Origin of the sequence: Achromobacter sp. B7 (genome assembly GCF_003600685.1) — a bacterium.
In the GTDB taxonomy this organism is placed as follows: domain Bacteria; phylum Pseudomonadota; class Gammaproteobacteria; order Burkholderiales; family Burkholderiaceae_B; genus Achromobacter; species Achromobacter spanius_B.
Window position 1 is genome coordinate 6,098,721 of record NZ_CP032084.1, and the last position, 16,457, is coordinate 6,115,177.

Consider the following 16,457-nt stretch of genomic DNA (forward strand, 5'->3'; position numbering starts at 1 on the left):
CCTGGTCACGACGCGCCGGGGCAGGCGAAACCCTGCATCTCGGCTAGATGAAAAGGGCTTTTGACGCTGCTGGCCGTGATCTCCAACACCACCTTGCGACCGCCCAGGTCGAACGTGGCCAACGTGATCTCCGGCGAGGGGCCGCGTTGCAATTGCGCGCGGTCCAGCATGCGATTCAGCGCCCATGGGCCCGACGTTGTCAGGCCTGCCGCGCCGACTTGCGGCGTCAATTCGATACGCACCTGGTTGCTGCCACGCGGCCCGGGCCATTGCACCGTGGTCGCCACCTGCGGGCCATGCGCGTAGCGCACCGATTGGCCATCCACGTCCATCACAAACTGCGTGATGCCCGCGTCCATCTCCACCGGCCGGATCGCCACGCGGTACGACGGCATGGGGTTGCCCGCCATGAAGTACACATCGCGGATGACGCCCGCGCGCTGGAACGCGTCCAGCGTGGCCGAGCTGCCCCCCGAGCGGCCATCGACACCGGGCTTGAAGCGCCAGCGCGGCCCGGACACGTCGATCTGCGTCGCCAGGTTCTTCTGAAAAAAGTCGTCCATCATGCCGTTCGGCCCGAATAACCTGGCCATGTCGTTGGGGGCAACGTCACGCGTGGAGCGGCTGGAGAACGGATAACGGCCCGCCACCGATTGCCCGCAGAACACGCCGATCGTGGCCGACACCGTCTCGCCCATGCGCGCGCGGGCCACGTCCGACACCTCGCCCGACGCGTTCACCGACAAGGCGTTGAGCACGTCACGCAACGGGCCGGGCAGGCGTCCGGCTTCGGCGCGCAGCTTGGTCACCGAATCGGAACTCGGGGTCGGGCTGCCGCTACGCAGTGCCGCGTCCGCCGCCGTCAGATAGGTGTAAAGCTCATTGATCAACCCCGTGGTGGCGGCAATGGGCGGCGCGGCGCCTGCCGCCCCGCCTTCGTTCTGCGCCAGCCGGCGCCACGGCTCGAAGTACTGGTCAACGATGCGCTCCAGCTTTTCATCCGACGCATCCGCGCGCGCGGCGGCACCCGGCCCCGTCGGGCCGAACATCTGCTCCAACGCCTCGCGCGTGCTGCCGACACGATCGCGCGCCTGGTCCACCAGCGACCGCTCGTCCTTGGCCGAATCGCGCAGCAAGGAAGTCTCGCGCGCGACCCCGCGCACCAACTGCACCAGCGGTGATTCCGGCGCGGACAAGGTACGCGCCATCTGGATGTTTTGTAGCAACGACTTGCTGGGCGCCAGCTGCAAGTCGTTCAGATAGCCATCCCACTGCGCCACATAATCATTCATGTACAGGCGCTTGATGCCCGCCACCAATTGGCGCTGCGCCGCTTGGTCCAACATGCCGGGGGCCGGGATGTTCAAGATCCACGCATCGTCCGACCGCAGCACCTCGGCCACGCTGGACACGCGTTTGTTGAACACGTCCCAATAGCCACGATAGCTGTACAGCGACGGGATGCCCTGGCTTAACGGCTTGCCGCTCTTGCGCACGAACACCGCGCTGGCCTGTGCCCCGCCCAAGGTCACGGCGGTGTTCTCGGGCGCGATATCGGTATTGGCAAGCGTGCGGCGCAAGCGGCTGTAGGCGCGTTGCGCCAGCGTATAGCGCGCCAGCTTCTCGCGCGCCTGCGCCACCAGCGCCTCGTCCTTCGGAAAAGGCGATGCCAGCACGTGACCCTGTGTCAGGTGGCGCAAATGCAGCGACAACTGTTCGTACTGGCGGCGCGTGTACCCGTCAGGCAACGTCGATTGCATATCCGACAACAGCCACGCATGCATGAACTCGGCGTCGTAGCGGTCGGCCTCGTACAACATCAGATAGGCGCGCAACGCCTCGTACGAATACTCCAGGTCGCTTGCCGACGCATCCCGCAGCGCGGCTTCCACGCGCCGCGCCACCTGCGGCAACAGCACCTGATCCAGCGTGTTGTCATACACGCCCTGCGCGGCCGCTTGCAGCTTGGAGCCCTGATAAAGCCCGAAGCGGTACGCCAGTGGCGGCGAGTCGATCTCAAAGCGTTCGTGGCGCGGCAGATACCAAAGGCTGTCCAGAAACGGCATCAAGCCCAGCAGGTCGCCCGTGCGCGTGATCTTGATGTCGCGCGTCAGCTTTTCCACGGCCGGCACGCGCCGCGCCACTTCATCCACATAGGCCGAGTTGTTGCGATAGCTCAATGCCCAGCCGGCAATCAGCGCCACGAACATCGCCGTGACCAGCCCGTAACCGGCCCAGTGCAATTGCCGATAGCGGCGTTCCCAACGCAGGTTACGGCCTGCCAGGCCCGCTTCCCGAAAGATGACGTCGCGCAGCAGGTTTTTCAGGAAGTAGCTGCGGCCCTCGCCTTCGCCCGGCACGCTGGGCGCGGGCGAGGGCGCACCATCGATGCGCAGGTAGCGCTTCAGATGGCCGGTCACCTGGTCGAAGGTTTCGCCCCCTTGCGTGCCGCTGGTGAAGTACACGCCGCGCGGGATGACGCGCGCTTCAAACTTCGACGTGGCGAACACGTCGCTAAGGAAATGGCCCAGGATGTTTTGCAGCCCGGCAAATTGCTGCGGCAGCATGTAGGCCAGTGCGCGCCGCGCAGGGTCTTCCTCGGCGGCCACCACTTCCGGCAAGGCGTCATCCAGCCGCCGTTGCAGCAGCGCGTACTCGGCATGGAAGGCGTCGTACAAATCGAAGTCAGGCTCCTGCGTGCGCGCGTAGGGCAAGGTAAAGCCCCACACCTGCGCCAGCTCATCGCGGCTGAACGACGCAAAGTACTCTTCGAAGCCGGACAACAGATCCGTCTTTGTCACCAGCACGTATACAGGAAACGCGATGCCCAGCTGCTCGCGTAGTTCCTGCAAGCGGCGCCGCAGCACCGCCGCGTGCTGCGCACGCTGCGCATCGGATGCCGACAACAGGTCTTCGACACTGACCGTCAACATGGCGCCGTTGATCGGCTGCCGGCCACGGTACTTGGTCAGCAGGCGAAGAAAGCCGCGCCACTCTTCCTCGTCGCCCGTGGGGTCGCTTTCGTGGGTGGTGTAGCGCCCCGCCGTATCCAGCAGCACCGCGTCGTCGGTAAACCACCAATCGCAATTGAGCGTGCCGCCCACCCCGCGCAAGGCGACCTTGCCGTAGCGCTCGGCCAACGGGAAGTTCAAGCCCGAGTTCACCAGCGCCGTCGTCTTGCCCGCCCCCGGCGCGCCGATGATGACGTACCAGGGCAGCTGGTACAGATACTGTTTCGAGAATCGATCCAGCGGACGGCGCTTGCCGCGATTCTCAAAGCGCGTCTTGCGCAGCAGTTCGACGGCTTCATCAAACCGCGCTTCCAGCTGGCGGATCTCGTCGTTCTCGGCAACGTCTTGCACGGCCTTTTCGGCGCGCGGCCGGGGACGCAGCTGGCCGAGTAACTGCGCGTTCAAGCGCCCTTCCCGCCACTTGCGCCACACCCAGCGCAGCAGCCATATGGCAAACATCGCCACGATGACGATGATGCGCACCGTCTGGCTTTCCAGCGGCCGCACGGCACCCACCGCGATCAGCGGCCCCGCAATCCAGATCAGCAGCGCCAGCGCCACCAGGCCCAGGAAATTCCACACACGCCGGCTGAAGAACCATCCGAACAATCGGTAGATCATTCTTTGCCTCCTTGTGCATCGCCCTCATGCGGGGTGGGCGGCACCAGCACCGTGATTTCCACGCGGCGGTTCAGCGCGCGGCCTGCCGCCGTATCGTTGGGTGCGACCGGGTCCGCATCCCCACGCCCTTCCGCCCGGACGCGCGCCGAAGCCGATTGCCCCAGGCGTTGTTCCAGCATGTCTTTGACGGCGTCCGCGCGGGCCTGCGACAGATGCCAGTTGGACGGAAAGCGCGCGCTGCGCATCGGTATGTTGTCGGAGTACCCGCGCACAAGAATGCTGCCCTGCGTCTCGCGCAACGCGTCTGCCACGCGCGACAGCACGGGCAGGTACTGATCGCGAACGGAACTGGCACCGGACTCGAACACGCCGTCTCCGCGCAACACCACCACGCTGCGGTCCACCTCGTCGCGCACGCTGACCAGCTGGTCGCGGATTTCGGGCGCCAGGAACACCGCCAGGCGCGGCGCGGGCGCGGGCCGCTTCACCACCGCCGGGGCGATCTGCACGACAGGCGGCTTGAGCTGGCTGATGGACGCAAACACGCCGTCCGACTGGCTGCCCAACCGCCATCCCAACCCCCAATACAAAGCCAGCGCCAGCACGGCAGCCAATGCGCCGAAGACCCACAGCGGCACGGGCAACCGCCGCAGCGGCGTTTGCGCGGGCTCATCGCGCCAATGGGGCGACAGCGCAAGCGCGTACTCCCCACGTGCCCCCCGCAGGATGCGCAGCAAGCGCTGGCGCAGCGTTTCCAGTTGCGAACGGCCGTTGTCCATCACGCGGTAGCGGCCTTCAAAGCCCAGCAGCAGGCAGTAATACAGCAGTTCAAGCAGGTCCAGGTGTTGCGCCGGGTTTTGCGACAGCTTGGCCAGCAGCTGGAAGAATTTCTCGCCGCCCCAGGTCTCGTTGTGAAAGGTCACCAGCAGACTGTGGGCCGACCACACACCGCCCCCGCCCCACGGGGTCAACGCGGCGGCTTCGTCCAGCGCGGTGCACAAGCAGTAGCGCGCGCCCAGGATCGTTTCGTTGGGAATGCCCGCCTGCTGTGCGCGCAACTCAAACTGACGGATCTCGTCCAGCAAGTGCTCGCGCAGCATCGCGGGCGACGGGTGCGACGCGGTGGCGCGGATTTGCGGGATCAAGTCCAACAAGGGGTTGGCCGCCGCCACCAGCGGGTTGGCGCCGCTGATGACGTAGTCATGAGGCCGCAGCCGGCTGGAGGCCTGGCCGGGTGTGTCGCCCAGGCTTCCTGGCGGGGCGGACAGGGTGTGGTCCGATGCATGCATAGCTGTCTCCGCGTTCAATCCCGCAACGCCCAGAACTCCATCGTCAGGCCGGGGAAGTCACCCGCCAAATGCAAGGCCAGCGCGCCGGTGCGCTCCAGCTGCTTCCAGAACTCCCCGCTTTTATCCAGCTCGAAATACACATGCCCCGCGCTGTAGGGAATCTGGCGCGGCGCCACCGGCAGTGCGCGTACCGCAACGCCCGGAAGTTGCAGGTGCACCAGATCGCGGATGCGTTCGACCGGGCCGATCTTGACCTGCGCGGGAAAGCGCGCGCGCACGGTGTCCGTGCCCATGTCCGCATGCACCGCAAGCACGAAGCCGGCGGTTTGCAGCAGCTCGGCGTCTGCAATCTGCGCCACGCGTACGCCCTGGCCCCGGTCTTGCAGCGGGATCTGCAACGCGCGCTGCTCAAGCACTGCCGACAGCGACCGGCGCAACTCGTGCATCAGCGGCGCGAACGTGTTTTGCAGATCGTCATGCACGTACTCGGGCAACACCTCTGGACGCCGTGTCGTGGACGTGAAGGTGGCCAGATCGCAGGCCAGCATCAACCAGTCGTGGAACAGCCGCTCGGGATGCTGGCCGGCGCTCTGGCGGGCATGCCAAAGCGCCCCGACGTAGCGGTTGACGGTTTCCAGCAGCATGAAATCGGAGACCTCGGACACGCCGCCACGACCGGGCTGCGACAGCCGCGCGGCCAGGGCTTCGCTACGCGCACCCAGCAGGCCATACAGTTCGTTGATCCACCCGCGCAGCACAGGGTGTTCGCCGGCCGCCAGCCACGGCGCCACGTAGCCGTCGTCCAGCACGATGCGGTTGTCGGGCCGGCGCTCCACCACGCGCGCAACGCCCAGGCCCAGCCAATCGTCGGTGAGCTCGTCTTCCAGCATCAGCCGCAGTCGAAGGCGGCCCAGTTGCAGCAGGGCGGGCTCCAGCGCCACCGAGCCGGTGTCGTGCACATCGGCCTCGTGCACGAGATAGCGGGCCAGGGTGTCTTCTTCGCCTTCGTAGACAACATCGGTCGCGCCGGGACGCGTACGGGGAATCGCCAACATGACGCGCGCGTCGCGCGCCCGCGCCGGCACCTCCAGCGCGGCGGGTGCGGCGGCCGGACCTGCAAAGTCGAACGGGGTGCCGTCGGGCATGACGCCTGACGCGTCAGTCAACACCAGCTTGCCGATCGCGAGTGCTTCGCGGTCCACCGACAGATGCGAAAACCCCCAGAAGAACCCTTGCGCCGCCACCGCACGCTGCGTCGCCGCGTGCAGCACATGACGCTCCAGCTGCTGGAAATGCTGCGGCCGCAGGAACATGCCCTCCGACCAGATCACTTTGTCTCTGCTCACCATGCTCAGGTTCTCTTGTTATCGTTTGATTTGTGCTGCTAGAAAGGCCACCACGAACGGCTGCGGTCCACCTCTTCCAGGCCAGCGCGCGTCACGGCCACTTTCACCGTCTCCTCGTTCGGTGAAAACTGCCATACCTTGTAGATGTTCGTGTTCTGCGGTTCGGGCAGCGACACCAGCAAACGCCATTTGCTCTGCTCAAGATCCCGGTACGCGGCCACCACGCCCACCACGCGCGCGTCCGCGTTGCCGGGGTAATGCAGCACCTTCGTATCCCCCGGCCGCAAGATGACCTGTTCGGTGTTGAGCAGCTCGGTGCCCAGCGCCGCGCGCGCATCGGCCTGCAAAGTGAAAAAGTCGCTGGCCTGGAAGGTGCTGGCCGACTTCAATTCATAGATGGTCACCTGCACCGGCGAGGGCCTGCCACTGGCGCTGGCGTTTACCTTCGGGTCCGCGCGCAGTTCGATGGCGTAAGGCGCGGGCACGCGCTTGGCGGTCGATGAACATCCGACGATCAGCGCCCCCGCCGCCAGACATGCCGCGACGCGCGGCCAACGCCCCCGGGGACGCCCCCTGGGCAAGCTTGTCTCGTAAGAAAACCGGTTCATAAGCCCTCGGAAATAAAACACACACGTCTGTTACGCCACGACGCAACCGCCACGCGCCGGGCCGCTATCATCGGCGGAACAACCGAGCCACTTTCCTTGTGCATCGACACGCCCGCGCCATGAAACAGCCCGTTCGTCTTAGCCTGATTGCCATTCTTGCGGTGCTCGCGGCCTGTAGTTCCTCGCCGTCCCCGCAAGCCGCCGACGCCTTGCAGCAGGTGCGCAACGAATACGCCGCCAGCCGTTTCGGTGACGTCGCGCGCACCGTGGCCACGTCCGACGCCCTGGCCACCGCGCCGGTGCCCGTGCGCGTCGAGGCCTTGAAGCTGCAAGCCTTCAGCTACTGCGTCATCGGCTACCACCAGCTTTGCGAGGACAGCTTCACCCGCATCCTGCAATTGCAGCCCTCGTTCGACCTTGCGCCCAACGAAGCAGGGCATCCCCAATGGGGCCCGGTTTTCAAGTCGGCCAAGGCAGCCCAGGCCCGCTGACGCGCCGCCGACGCCAAGGAGAAAGGCATGAAGCTCACGGTGTTCCAACATGCCGGCGATCCGGCTTTCGCTCCGATCCAGACCGAATTCCGGGCGCCCGGCGGCACAATGGGCCGCAGCCCCGAGAATCAGCTGGCCCTGCCCGACCCCACGGGCGACATCTGCCGAGTGCAGGCAGTACTGCGCGTCCACGACGGGGACACCACCGGCTTTCTGATGAACTTGAGCAGCATGAGCACCGTGCGCATCAATGGGCAGCGCGTTCAATGCGGTCAGGAACTGCCCTTGGTGCCGGGCGACGAACTGGAAATAGGCACCTACCGCCTGCGAGCGGATTCGGCCGCGTCCGCCGCAACCGATGCCCAAGCCCAGCCGGCCGCCGCCCCGGCCATCGAAGACATCTTCAGCGACCTGATCGGCCCCGGCACCTTGCCCGTGGGCAGCGCCCCGGACGTATCCACCCACCCTTTCGATCTGGATTCCGCCGCCGCGCGCAACCCCGACGACCCGCTGCGCCACCTGCCACGCGGCGACGCGTCCGTCTCGCGCCCGGTCACCGACCCCCTGGCGTTGTTCGACGCAGCCCATGAGGGCTCGCCCAGCGTCTTCGCCGACGGCACGCCGTCCACGCTGCCCGCCCACGACCCGCTGGCCGACCATCGGCGCCATCCCGTCGACGACGCCCTGCACGGTCCGCGCGATGCCACGGATAGCCGCGCCGCCGCCGACCACTTGCGGGAAATCGGCAGCTTCATGCGGCCCGCGTCCGTGAAGAAAGTGCCGGACGACACCAACCGCTAGCGATTCACGCGTAGTCATAGTCATAGCGAAATTCCCCGCCATTGGCCGACAGGCGCACGCGTTGCAGCTTGCGGCCCTGCATGGACGCGCCCAGCAGATCGCGGCTGATTTGCGGCAGGACCGTGTTGGTAAGAATGGCGTCAACCATGCGCGCGCCTGACTCGACTTGCGTGCAGCGCGTCACGGCCAGCGCCGTTGCTTCCCGCGTGACCTCCAGCGCTACGTCGTGGTGTTCCTGCAAACGGCGGCGTACTCGGTCAAACTGCAACGCCACGATGCGCGCCAGCATGTCGTCCGACAGCGGCAGATAGGGCACCGCCACCAGCCGTCCCAACAGCGCCGCCGGAAATGCCTGCAACAGGGGTTCGCGCAGCGCGGCCGCCAGCCCTTCGGCATCCGGCATCAACGCGGGATCGCGGCACAGCGTGGCAATGCGCTCGGTGCCGACGTTGGACGTCAGGATGATGACCGCATTGCGAAAGTCGATGTAGCGGCCCTCGCCGTCTTCCATCCAGCCCTTGTCAAAGACCTGGAAGAAAATCTCGTGCACGTCGGGGTGCGCCTTCTCGACCTCGTCCAGCAGCACCACGCAATACGGCCGCCTGCGCACGGCTTCGGTCAACACGCCGCCTTCGCCATAGCCCACGTAACCCGGCGGCGCACCCTTGAGGGTGGAGACGGTGTGCGACTCCTGGAATTCGCTCATGTTGATGGTGATCAGGTTCTGTTCGCCGCCATACAGCGCTTCGGCCAGGGCCAGCGCGGTTTCGGTCTTGCCGACCCCGCTGGGCCCACAAAGCAGGAACACGCCCACCGGCTTGGCCGGGTCGGTCAGACCGGCCCGTGATGTCTGGATACGGCGCGCCACGGCTTCCAGGGCGTCGCGCTGGCCGATCACGCGCTTTTCCAGCGTGTCCGCCAGCGCCAGTACGGCGTGTGCCTCGTCGCGCACCATGCGGCCCACGGGGATGCCGGTCCAGTCGGCCACCACGGCCGCCACCGCCGCCGCGTCTACGGCGGTGTGTATCATCGGCGCCTCGCCCTGGCCGCCCGCCAGTGCCTGTGCGGCGCCCGCCAGCGCCTGCCGTGTCGACGCGTGGTCAACGCCCGCCGTTGCCGGCGCGCTCAAGGTTTCGCGCAGCGAGAGCACCTTTGCGGCCAGCTCGCGTTCGGCCTCCCAGCTGGCGGCCAGCTGGGCTTGCGCCTGCGCGGCTTGCGCCCGTTCGGCCTCCAGGCGTTCAACGCGCTGCGCGTCGCCCGCGCCAAGATGTGTTTCATGCCGGGCAATGCGCAGCGCCGTTTCCAGCGCCTGGATGCGTCGGCGTGCATCCTCCAGCGCGGGCGGCACGGCGTGCTGACTGATCGCCACGCGCGCGCACGCGGTGTCCAGCAACGCCACCGCCTTGTCGGGCAATTGGCGCGCGGGAATGTAGCGATGCGACAAGCTCACCGCCGCCGTGATGGCCTCGTCCAGCAGCAGTACGCCGTGATGCGCCTGCAAGGTTTCGGCCAGGCCGCGCAGCATGTCAAACGCGCGCACCTCGTCCGGCTCGTGCACTTGAACCACCTGAAAACGGCGGGTCAGCGCGGGGTCCTTTTCAATGTGCTTCTTGTATTCCGACCACGTGGTCGCCCCGATGGTGCGCAGCTGACCGCGCGCCAACGCGGGCTTGAGCAGGTTGGCCGCGTCCCCCGTGCCCGCCGCGCCGCCCGCGCCCACCAGCGTGTGGATCTCATCGATGAACAGCACGATGGGCCGGTCGCTTGCCTGGACCTGATCGATCACGCTGCGCAGGCGTTGCTCGAATTCGCCCTTTACGCCCGCGCCGGCTTGCAGCAGCCCGATGTCCAGCAGATACAAAGACACGTCGCGCAGGGGCGGCGGTACATCGCCCGTGGCCAGTCGCAGTGCCAGACCTTCCACGACGGCGGTCTTGCCCACGCCGGCCTCGCCCGTCAGCAGTGGATTGTTCTGTCGCCGACGCATCAACACATCGACGATCTGGCGGATTTCTTCGTCGCGCCCCGACACCGGGTCGATCTCGCCCGCGCGAGCCTTGGCGGTGAGGTCAACGGCAAACCGCTCCAACGCGGCCAGGTCCTTGCGCGGCGCCTGCGCGTCGTCGCCGGCGGCGGTCGTCGCAGTGACGCCTTCCGGCGACCCCTGCACCATCTCGTCCATCTGCTCAAGCAGCTTGTCGGGCACGATGCGCGCAAACTGCGGCGACATGCCCAGCAGCACATGACGCAGCGCGTACGTCCGGACCAGGCCCGCCAACAGATGGCCGCTGCGAATGCGCGCGGCGCCATAACGCAGCGAGCCCAGCACCCACGCGCGTTCGACGGCGTGATCAATGTGTTCCGACAGATCGGACACCGATCCGGCGCCGGCCGGCAGCCGATCAAGCTCTGCCGTCAGGTCGGCCTGCAACTGCCCCAGGTCCAGTTCGAACGCGCGCGCAATACGGTGCACATCGCTATCCTGCGCGTGCAGAATCTGATGCACCCAATGCACCAGCTCCACGTAAGGATTGCCGCGCAGCTTGCAGAACGCCGTTGCGCCTTCCAGCGCCTGGTAGAGCAGCGGATTAAGCTTTCCGAACAGTTCGATGCGACCGATATCCGACATGGCGTCATGGCGCGATCAAGCGCGCGGTGTCCTGGAAGGTTGGGCCTGCAAGCGGCCACGTGCCGGCGTCTGTTCGCGGCGTTCATAGTCCAGCAGCAAATCGTCGGCGTCGCCCTGCGCGGGCCGGCGCCTTCCCAGCCACGCCGACAGGCCCAGCGGCCGCTGCCCGCCCAGGCGCACGCCGCCGGCCTCATCGGCGCGCAACACCGGGCGCACGTCCCACGCCAGTTCCACGCCGATGTAATGCCTGACCCAATGCGTCAGCTGCCGCGCGCGCAAGCCGCCCGGCAGGAAGCTCTGGTAATCGTCGAACGTCAACGGACCGACCTCGATGCGGAACTTGTGCTGGGCATCGCGCACCGCCACGCCCAGCACCGAGTCGCGCCCCAAGCCCATCGGGCTGCCCAGCCCAAGCCGCTGCTCGGGCTCCAGGCGTATCCATTGCGGCACGAATTCGCGGATGCGCACCGGCAGGCCGAAGAACGCTTGCAGGATGTGCTTGAGCCCTTCGGGGTTGCGGGTCTGGCGCACCAGGTGCCCCGCCATGAAGTACTTGGCATGATCCAGCACGGCATCGCGCCGCTGCATCGACGGCTCGCCCATATGCAACAGGCTGGCCACATAGCGCGTGAAGCGCGCGTCCTTGCGGTCCAGGCTGACCGTGCTTTGCGCATCTGCCCAGGCGCGGTAGAACAACAGGATCAGGCGGTGATGGAACACATCGGCAAAGGCGGCCAGCGTGCGGTCGCCGTAGTGCGCCATGCGTTCGTGCGCATGCTCCGTCAGGTGCAGCGGCAAGGGGCCGTTGGGGCCAAACAGGCCGAAGCCATAGATGGAAACTTCAGCCGGCCGGCCGTTCTGCGCCGGCCGCACGCGCGCCACCGTGGACGGTGCGAACGCCATCGACGGCTCTTGCCGCAAGCGCACGGGCTCGTAACGCGCCACGGTATCGCGCCCCAGCGGTTTGCGCGCGCCGCAATGCGCATCGATCCAGCGCAGGGCGTGGAACAGATCGTGCGCGTAGGGCTCGCGCTCCAGGGCACGCCACCACTGCGCGTCGGCGACGGGATGCGTGACGTCCATCCCGTCACCCCATGTGAATCTGCTTGGCGTCCACCTTGACCAGGTCGGCGCCGGTTACCAGCGTGTATGACGCATGCAGCCGCGCGCTTTGCTCGGCCTGGAAATCGATGGAGCCCGCACGCACCTGGTCCACGTCACTGACGCTGCGCATGGACACGCGCGCCATGAGCGTCATGCGGTCCAGCACCGCTTCGTAGTTGCGGCCGACCAGCCGCGTCTCGCCGATAGTGGCGTGCAGGTGTTCGGCCACCATGCGAATGCGTTTGGCGGCATGACGTTCTTCGTCGGCGTCCACGGAATATTCGGGCGTGCGGATGTGCACGGCGTCCCGGCCTTGCAAGGTCACGTCGCCCGCGCTTTCCACGCGCACGTTGCCGCCCTGCGAGCGCAGCACCAGATCACCCTGGGTCTCCAACACCGTGCCGGCGGATACCGCCTGCACGGTGACCGCGATGAGATACACGCGCGACGGGTCCGGCCCGCTGATCAGCACCTCATCACCCGGCTGGGGTGCCAGCAGGCAGCTGGCGGCGCGACGCGCCAGCCAGGTGCGGCCATCGCACGCGACGGCGTAGCGGCCGTCGGCTTCGACATGCAGCACCTCACCCAGTAAATGCACCGGGTCATAGGCAATTCGGTTCAAGCTTGCGGCGGATTTCATCATGCGCTCCGGTTCGTGGGGGTGCCTGCCTAGACCGCGGGCCGGCGTCCCATGCGGGGCTTGAAGCGGGCGACTTCGCCGCGCTGCAGGGTCGACAGGACCAGCTCCGACATCATGTTGATCGACACATGGCGCGCGAAAAACTGTTCAAGCACGGCGCCAAACAAATACGGGCTGATGCCGGAGAAGGCCGCCTCGTCCACTTGCAGCGCGATGCGCACGCCGCGCCCATGGACGATGGGACCCGGCACCGGCAAGCGGTGATACACGGGCTTGGCGCTGACGTGCCGCAGCCCGGAGATGTGCTTGCGCACCACCGGATCGGCCAGGTTGCCGTACACGTGCAGCATCTCGCGCAGCGTTTGCGCACCCTGCTCTGTGTCCAGGTCCGTCAGGCTCAGGTAGTTCAGCCCCAAGTGGCTGATCAGGTGCCAGGTGGCGGCGTTCTCGGCCAGCGCCGCACAGGGGCGCGTGGGGCCGTGCAGCACCTTCACCGCGCGCACGGGCGCCGACACGCGCAGCGTCATGTCGGTGTCGGTGCCCAGCGGCAGCAGCATCGCCAGGTCCCGATTGGTGCATAGCGTTTCCAGCGACACATGGCGCAGCTGGCCGGAGAACGGCGCTTCGTGGCGGTCCACCAGCGACAGGAACACTTCACTGCCGGTGTAGCCGGTGCGCGTGCCGTTGCGCTGCGCGGTGTCCGAGATCAGCCGGGGCTCGCGGCGCACGGAGTAGTACGCGCCGTAGTCGTCCGGATCGCTGCCCAAGGACCCGTAGAACGGACGGAACTCCTGCTCTTGTTGCTGCGCCGACGCGTGCCCGGTGACCCGCGTCACGCCGAACACTTCATAGTCCAGCGGGCGGCTGCGATCCACCACCACGTGATATTCCGACGTGCGCGGCGTGATCGCCACTCGATCGGCGCGCTTGGGAAACAGGTTGATGACGGGCGCGCAATGCAGCGCAAGATTGGCGGCGGAGATCGCGCCTTCCATTTCCGGGGCGGCCACCGAGAACAGGAAGGTCAGATCGAATGCGCGGGTCTCGCGTGGGGTGGATGAGACCGGCAGCGCGCCGCCGGCGCCCGCATCCGATGCGGACCTCGGCCCCGTTTTCAATCCCGCCTTCAAGCCATTCACGCTGAAGAACAGATAGCGCTGCGCAAAGGCAAAGTACTCCTGTAGCAAGCGATAGCCCTGGAATACGCGCGCATCGCCCGGCAGCAGCGCCTGGTCGTCGGCAAAACCTTCATGCCGCACCGCGTCTGCCGGCAGCTTGTTGATCCACGCCACCGGCCGGGCCGTGTCGTGGCCCAGCACTGCCACCGTGTGCCCCATCAGCACTTCCAGCAGGCGCTGCATCTGCAAATCCTGCCCGTGCAGATGGAACACCAGTTGGTCCAGGTCCAGGTCTTCCAGCCGCTGCCCGCCGCCGATTTCGATCCGTATGCGCAATGCGCTCAACACGCGCGCGGCGCGGCCGCCAAGGCCCAGCCGCGCCAACGGCAAGTCTTGCGGAGCCGCGGTGAAGTCGGCGTGAGTGACTTGCAGCGGCCACAAGCGCACGGCGTGCCCGGTCGTGAATTCGCACGGCGTCTGCTCGCCACGCGGTACACGGCCGCGCAGCAGCGTGCCGCGCGGCAATTCGAAGCCACCAGCCAAGGTGCCCTCGTTCATGCTGGGTGCAAACTGCACGATCGCCATCGACGGCGTGGGCGCCAGATAGTTCGGGTACACCACTTCCAGCAAGCGCTGCGAGAAGCGCGGAAACTCCGCGTCCATCTTCATCTGGATGCGCGCCGTCAGAAAGCTGAAGCCTTCCAGCAGGCGCTCGACGTAAGGGTCGGCCACTTCCGTCGCGTTCATGCCCAGCCGCCCCGCGACCTTGGGATGCGCCTGCGCGAATTCCGCCCCCAGCTCACGCAGATACACGAGCTCGCGGTTGTAGTAGTCCAGCAAGCGCGCGTCCATCAGAGCCCACCCAGATCGCGCAGATCCATGTGGCCGCTTTCCAGATCGATGTCGGTACGGAACAGGAACTCAAGCGGGTGTGGCACGCACCACAGCATGCCCCGTATCTCCAGGCTGAGCACATTGTGATGTTCGAGCGTGCCCGTGTCCGTTACGCAGCGCACCTCGACCGAGGAATCCAGGATGCGCGGCTCAAACGCGGATATCGCATCGCGTATGGACTCTTCGACGTCGATCCAGTCGATCTCCGACATACGCTTGCCGGCCATCGCGCGCACGCCGAAATTCACGGTCGATGTGGCAACCTGACGATGCGCCGACAAGTCCTGCGAGGTCTGCAAGTTAACGGTATTGAGCAGCCAGCGCAGATCCCGCAACACCGCCGCGCGCAGCTGCTCATGCGTGAGCATGGCGCTGTCGCGAGGTTCTTCGCGACGCGTGGGGTCGTTGTCCATCAAGCGGTCCAGCAACGACGGCTGCAGGCGATCCCGCATGGCGCGCCGCGTACGCTCGGCAGGCGCACTTTGCGCGCTCTGCGAGCCTTGCACGGCCGGCTTCCAGCGGGCGGTGTCGTCGGCGTGGCCCATCACGCGAACTCCACGCTGCGCAGGTCCAGCAGTGCGAACTCGCCCGCGTCGGTCAGCCACATCTTCTGGCCCACGCCCGCGTAGGTGTCGGCATACAACGGCCGCCACTCCGTCACGCGCCCCAGCTTGACGGGATCGGGCTGGTCGATCATGCGTGCGCCCGGCGCCGGCGGGTAACGGGCCGGCACCAGGCCTTGCAGCGTACGGCCGCCCACCAGTTCGATCTCGGCGCGCGACCACACCAGATCGCACAGCCCCTCGGGGGCCAGCAGGCGCAAGCATTTAAGCGCCGTGAAGGGCAGCCACACGTAGCGCCCCGCGCCCAGGAACTCGAACACCGGCCCCAGGCGGCTGTCGCCGTCGCACATCCACTGGAACGGCAGTGGGGTATCCTGCCCCACCCCCTGCACACCCCCTCGCCCAACCCCCTGCATAACGCCTTGCACGGTGCCCCCGCGCGCATCGGCGTCCTGCAGGGCGCGGGAACGCTGCTCGGCGACCTCGTCCTTCGGACCCTGCCCGTCCCGATGCAGCGCCGACAGCAGGGCCTGCATCCACGCATCAGGCTCGCTCAACATGACGGGCTCGCCGTCGCCCGCCAGCACCGCCTCGCGCTCGCGCTCCGCCGCGATGGCGCTGGCATACAGCGCGACCGTCGGCCGCGCCTGCGCACTCAGCGCGCCACACACGCTGAGCTGTTCAGCGGCACGAGCCCAGTCTCCCTGCACCACCAACAGTTGGAACAGTTGCGCGCGCAAGTCCGCATCAGCCGGTCGGCGGCGAATCTGCGCCTGCACTTCGTCCAGCTGGCCGGACAGGCTGATCGCGCCGAATGGAACGGCAACCATAGACATCGTGGCCCCGCCCTAGCCGACTTCCTTGTTCTGCTTGATGTCCCAAGCCACCAGGCTTTCAGCTCCCTTGCCGCCCTTCTCCGTCTGTTCCCAGTACTGCTGCTTGACCTTGGCCGCCTGGAAAGCGTAGTTCACCACCACGCCCTCGGCGCTGCGGTCACCAGAGATCTGCACCGAGGACACCAGCACGTCTTCCAGCGTGATCTTGGAATATTCGATCTGCTCGCCGCCCGCCTTGCAAAGCGACAGCTCGATCTTGCCCAGGTGCTTGCCGCTGGCGCAGTGCTTCATCACGGCGGGCGACGCCTTGTCGATGCGCGCCACCACGTGCAGGTCGTTGAAGCTTGCCTTGCCGGCCCCCAGGCCGCCGCCGCTGGCCAGGTTGCCCGGCTGCGTCGCGCCCCACGAGAAGGACACGATATCCGTCCAGTCCTTATGGTTGGCGTCTTTGGATTCACCGTTGGCGCCATCGATTTTCATGAACATATCCACAGCCACATCTGTCT

At 66.7% G+C, this 16,457-nt stretch carries 13 protein-coding genes; 2 read left to right on the forward strand and 11 right to left on the reverse strand.

What is annotated here, in order from left to right:
• Window positions 1-5: 5 nt before the first annotated feature.
• The 4 genes from tssM to tssJ are packed head-to-tail and all read right to left on the reverse strand — an operon-like array spanning window position 6 to window position 6,875.
• Window positions 6-3,632, reverse strand: a complete 3,627-nt coding sequence (gene tssM, locus DVB37_RS27595; protein ID WP_120157310.1) for a type VI secretion system membrane subunit TssM — start codon at window positions 3,630-3,632, stop codon at window positions 6-8.
• Entirely contained in the window at window positions 3,629-4,921 is a 1,293-nt protein-coding gene (locus DVB37_RS27600; RefSeq protein ID WP_046802899.1) for a DotU family type VI secretion system protein, read from the reverse strand. The genes tssM and DVB37_RS27600 overlap by 4 nt, the downstream gene beginning before the upstream one ends.
• A gap of 14 nt (window positions 4,922-4,935) precedes the next feature.
• Window positions 4,936-6,270, reverse strand: coding sequence for a type VI secretion system baseplate subunit TssK (gene tssK, locus DVB37_RS27605; RefSeq protein WP_120157311.1), 1,335 nt, complete (start codon window positions 6,268-6,270; stop codon window positions 4,936-4,938).
• A gap of 35 nt (window positions 6,271-6,305) precedes the next feature.
• Window positions 6,306-6,875, reverse strand: a complete 570-nt coding sequence (tssJ, locus tag DVB37_RS27610) for a type VI secretion system lipoprotein TssJ (protein ID WP_120157312.1) — start codon at window positions 6,873-6,875, stop codon at window positions 6,306-6,308.
• A gap of 119 nt (window positions 6,876-6,994) precedes the next feature.
• On the opposite strand from tssJ, the gene DVB37_RS27615 reads away from it, so the two are divergent.
• Both DVB37_RS27615 and DVB37_RS27620 read left to right on the forward strand, forming a co-directional pair.
• Complete coding sequence (locus tag DVB37_RS27615) at window positions 6,995-7,366, forward strand: TssQ family T6SS-associated lipoprotein (RefSeq protein WP_120157313.1); 372 nt, start codon at window positions 6,995-6,997, stop codon at window positions 7,364-7,366.
• Window positions 7,367-7,393: 27 nt separating this feature from the next.
• Window positions 7,394-8,167, forward strand: a complete 774-nt coding sequence (locus tag DVB37_RS27620) for an FHA domain-containing protein (protein WP_120157314.1) — start codon at window positions 7,394-7,396, stop codon at window positions 8,165-8,167.
• 4 nt (window positions 8,168-8,171) lie between these two features.
• Here the strand turns inward: DVB37_RS27620 and tssH are convergent, their stop codons facing one another.
• The 7 genes from tssH to DVB37_RS27655 all read right to left on the reverse strand — a co-directional run bounded on the left by tssH (window position 8,172) and on the right by DVB37_RS27655 (window position 16,449).
• Window positions 8,172-10,796 (reverse strand): type VI secretion system ATPase TssH, encoded by a 2,625-nt coding sequence (gene tssH, locus DVB37_RS27625; RefSeq protein WP_120157315.1) that lies wholly within the window; start codon window positions 10,794-10,796, stop codon window positions 8,172-8,174.
• A 15-nt stretch (window positions 10,797-10,811) separates the two neighbouring features.
• On the reverse strand, window positions 10,812-11,879 hold the full coding sequence (gene tssG, locus DVB37_RS27630) for a type VI secretion system baseplate subunit TssG (protein ID WP_120157316.1): 1,068 nt from the start codon (window positions 11,877-11,879) through the stop codon (window positions 10,812-10,814).
• A gap of 4 nt (window positions 11,880-11,883) precedes the next feature.
• On the reverse strand, window positions 11,884-12,540 hold the full coding sequence (locus DVB37_RS27635; RefSeq protein ID WP_046802892.1) for a DUF3540 domain-containing protein: 657 nt from the start codon (window positions 12,538-12,540) through the stop codon (window positions 11,884-11,886).
• Between the two features lie 29 nt (window positions 12,541-12,569).
• Window positions 12,570-14,510, reverse strand: a complete 1,941-nt coding sequence (gene tssF, locus DVB37_RS27640) for a type VI secretion system baseplate subunit TssF (RefSeq protein WP_120157317.1) — start codon at window positions 14,508-14,510, stop codon at window positions 12,570-12,572.
• Window positions 14,510-15,004, reverse strand: a complete 495-nt coding sequence (gene tssE / locus DVB37_RS27645; RefSeq protein WP_120157674.1) for a type VI secretion system baseplate subunit TssE — start codon at window positions 15,002-15,004, stop codon at window positions 14,510-14,512. The genes tssF and tssE overlap by 1 nt, the downstream gene beginning before the upstream one ends.
• Window positions 15,005-15,096: 92 nt before the next feature.
• Window positions 15,097-15,951 carry a type VI secretion system accessory protein TagJ gene (locus DVB37_RS27650; RefSeq protein ID WP_120157318.1) on the reverse strand — a complete coding sequence of 285 codons (855 nt, stop codon included), beginning with the start codon at window positions 15,949-15,951 and terminating at the stop codon, window positions 15,097-15,099.
• Between the two features lie 12 nt (window positions 15,952-15,963).
• A complete protein-coding gene (locus DVB37_RS27655; RefSeq protein ID WP_046807432.1) occupies window positions 15,964-16,449 on the reverse strand; it encodes a type VI secretion system tube protein Hcp in 486 nt (161 codons plus the stop codon).
• Window positions 16,450-16,457 lie beyond the last annotated feature (8 nt).

Bases quoted from the DNA above. Each gene is read 5' to 3' on its own strand.
- tssM (WP_120157310.1), bottom strand. From the start codon at position 3,632: ATGATCTACCGATTGTTCGGATGGTTCTTCAGCCGGCGTGTGTGGAAT.
- DVB37_RS27600 (WP_046802899.1), bottom strand. From the start codon at position 4,921: ATGCATGCATCGGACCACACCCTGTCCGCCCCGCCAGGAAGCCTGGGC.
- tssK (WP_120157311.1), bottom strand. From the start codon at position 6,270: ATGGTGAGCAGAGACAAAGTGATCTGGTCGGAGGGCATGTTCCTGCGG.
- tssJ (WP_120157312.1), bottom strand. From the start codon at position 6,875: ATGAACCGGTTTTCTTACGAGACAAGCTTGCCCAGGGGGCGTCCCCGG.
- DVB37_RS27615 (WP_120157313.1), top strand. From the start codon at position 6,995: ATGAAACAGCCCGTTCGTCTTAGCCTGATTGCCATTCTTGCGGTGCTC.
- DVB37_RS27620 (WP_120157314.1), top strand. From the start codon at position 7,394: ATGAAGCTCACGGTGTTCCAACATGCCGGCGATCCGGCTTTCGCTCCG.
- tssH (WP_120157315.1), bottom strand. From the start codon at position 10,796: ATGTCGGATATCGGTCGCATCGAACTGTTCGGAAAGCTTAATCCGCTG.
- tssG (WP_120157316.1), bottom strand. From the start codon at position 11,879: ATGGACGTCACGCATCCCGTCGCCGACGCGCAGTGGTGGCGTGCCCTG.
- DVB37_RS27635 (WP_046802892.1), bottom strand. From the start codon at position 12,540: ATGAAATCCGCCGCAAGCTTGAACCGAATTGCCTATGACCCGGTGCAT.
- tssF (WP_120157317.1), bottom strand. From the start codon at position 14,510: ATGGACGCGCGCTTGCTGGACTACTACAACCGCGAGCTCGTGTATCTG.
- tssE (WP_120157674.1), bottom strand. From the start codon at position 15,004: ATGCGGGATCGCCTGCAGCCGTCGTTGCTGGACCGCTTGATGGACAAC.
- DVB37_RS27650 (WP_120157318.1), bottom strand. From the start codon at position 15,951: ATGTCTATGGTTGCCGTTCCATTCGGCGCGATCAGCCTGTCCGGCCAG.